The sequence below is a fragment of the Yoonia sp. R2-816 genome, from assembly GCF_046762905.1.
In the GTDB taxonomy this organism is placed as follows: domain Bacteria; phylum Pseudomonadota; class Alphaproteobacteria; order Rhodobacterales; family Rhodobacteraceae; genus Yoonia.
In genome coordinates, this window is sequence record NZ_JBKQXN010000267.1 from 1 (window position 1) to 1,815 (window position 1,815).

The 1,815-nt window shown below is 54.6% G+C and carries 2 protein-coding genes; both read right to left on the reverse strand.

Going from position 1 to position 1,815, the window contains the following annotated elements; genetic code table 11:
* Positions 1–607 precede the first annotated feature (607 nt).
* Positions 608–910, reverse strand: a complete 303-nt coding sequence (locus tag ACFWW2_RS16715; protein WP_393929784.1) for a hypothetical protein — start codon at positions 908–910, stop codon at positions 608–610.
* A 451-nt stretch (positions 911–1,361) separates the two neighbouring features.
* Positions 1,362–1,815, reverse strand: a 454-nt coding sequence (locus ACFWW2_RS16720; protein WP_393929786.1) for a hypothetical protein, incomplete at its 5' end; no start/stop codon positions are given.

Here is a 1,815-nt window from a genome sequence, read left to right on the forward strand (position 1 = left end):
GGTGTAATCTGCTCGGTTCTCTCGAAACAGCCGAACACCGCGTTCGCGCAGTTCAGCCGGATAGGCGGGGGTGAATCGTCTCTTCGTCATAGGGCTCATCCTTTGAGTGTTGTACTCTCCGGTAAAACCGGGGCGGTTCAACTTCCCAGGATCATGAGTGACTTCATCACACAGAACCGGAACGCTGGTGTCTCCGATGACTTTAACAAAGGTTCTAATCTGATCCTTGTAGAGGCTTTAAATGGCGAGTCTTGGGCTATTTTTTTCTGCTTCGAACCAAGTCCACCCGGCGTTCTCTTGAGTGTTCTGAGTGCCTACCCGAAGACTGGCAACATGTTTTCGCAAAAGAAGTTCAATCAGGCGAGTTACTACGCACGAAAATGCCTTTTTACCAATGAGAGAGTTCCTTAAACTCAAAAGGCTCAACCATTGAGGTTGAGCCTTCCGAGAATTACATTCGTGCCTTACCGTTGGTATACATGGCCAGCGTGGGCGCACATGACGCCGGAAGCAACGCAGCCGGACGCCTGAGAGATGTATAGACATTTGTGGCCACAAAGTCAAGAAATCGGTCTAGACCCGCTATCGCGCGCAACGCACGTTCCGTTTACTTGTTGCAGTCGATCCACTTGGACATGAGCGCCTTGTCGCGGAAGCACTCATCGGGCACCTGACTGCGCTTGTAACGGGCGATGCGCTCTGCAAATTGCACCTGTTTTGACGATGGATAGCTGTCAAACCGGCTTGGTTTCGCGGATTTCGCCTGTTGGGCATCGATCCAGGCCGAAATCTCCCGCCGGTCCTGCTGCACGTCGTCCGGCAATACGGTTCCGGCTCTCGCGGCGAGTGACCGTGCAAACCGGATCTGTTTTTCCGTTGCAGGAAGCTGATGGTAATCGTTCGTTTGCATCGCGGACACCTCCGGGGATTGCAGTGGCGTCTACAGATAGTAGAACAAAGAAGGAACAAAAGCAACTTTCTCTGAGCAAATGAGGATCTGAGACTTCCGAAATCGCCGATTTGAGGCCGCGAGGCGGTGTTCGGGCACCTGGATGGCACCCGGTGGCTCATCGAGGCACGCTCTCAGTTCGACACGCCCACGACTGTGTGAGCGTGCATGGCGCGCTTCAAACTTTCGACACGCGAAGCCGAGGAAGGCTGGCCGTGAGGCTTTGCAACGTCCGTTCTGGATCGCGACCGCTCAATAAAGCGCCCGGCGAAGGGATCGTTACTCCTGGTGGGCCGAGACACCTTTGGTGGCTCGGGTGAGGCTTTGCCGAACTCGAGCCCGGTCAGCTTCAGCTGATCGCCCCAGGTTGGCGTCAATGTGCGCCTTCTCCGGGCATTGGCGTAAAGAATGATCACCGCTTGGATATGACCTCGACCGCATCCAGATGAAGCAATCGCGCAACAATAGAAGATGGTGATCTCCCAAAGTCACGTGAGAGCGAACGGACGTCACGCTTGTCGCTCTGAAACGCGTGCAATAGACGCTGATCTTCCTCAGCGGTCCATCGATGGCCATGGCGTTCAGGTTTTGGTTCACCTGCTTCCATTGGCGCGTCTACGTCAGTCCTTGTTGCGTTGGTCTTGTAGTGCTTGACGTCTTCCGGGTGTCGCGACGGGCCGGGAACGTCTTCGGTCTCCAATAACCACTGGGGCAGAGTGCCTGCAGCACGGGCGATGAATTTGAGCTCATCCAGACTGATCTGCAGGTTTACGACATTATCGAAGGTCATTGAGATAATGACGCTGCCGTCCGAGATTGTAGCGGCAAGACCACGATGACATTCGTCCCTGGTTTCTTCGACAAGA

Excerpts from the sequence above, each read along its gene's own strand:
- ACFWW2_RS16715 (WP_393929784.1), bottom strand. The coding sequence starts at position 910 with ATGCAAACGAACGATTACCATCAGCTTCCTGCAACGGAAAAACAGATC.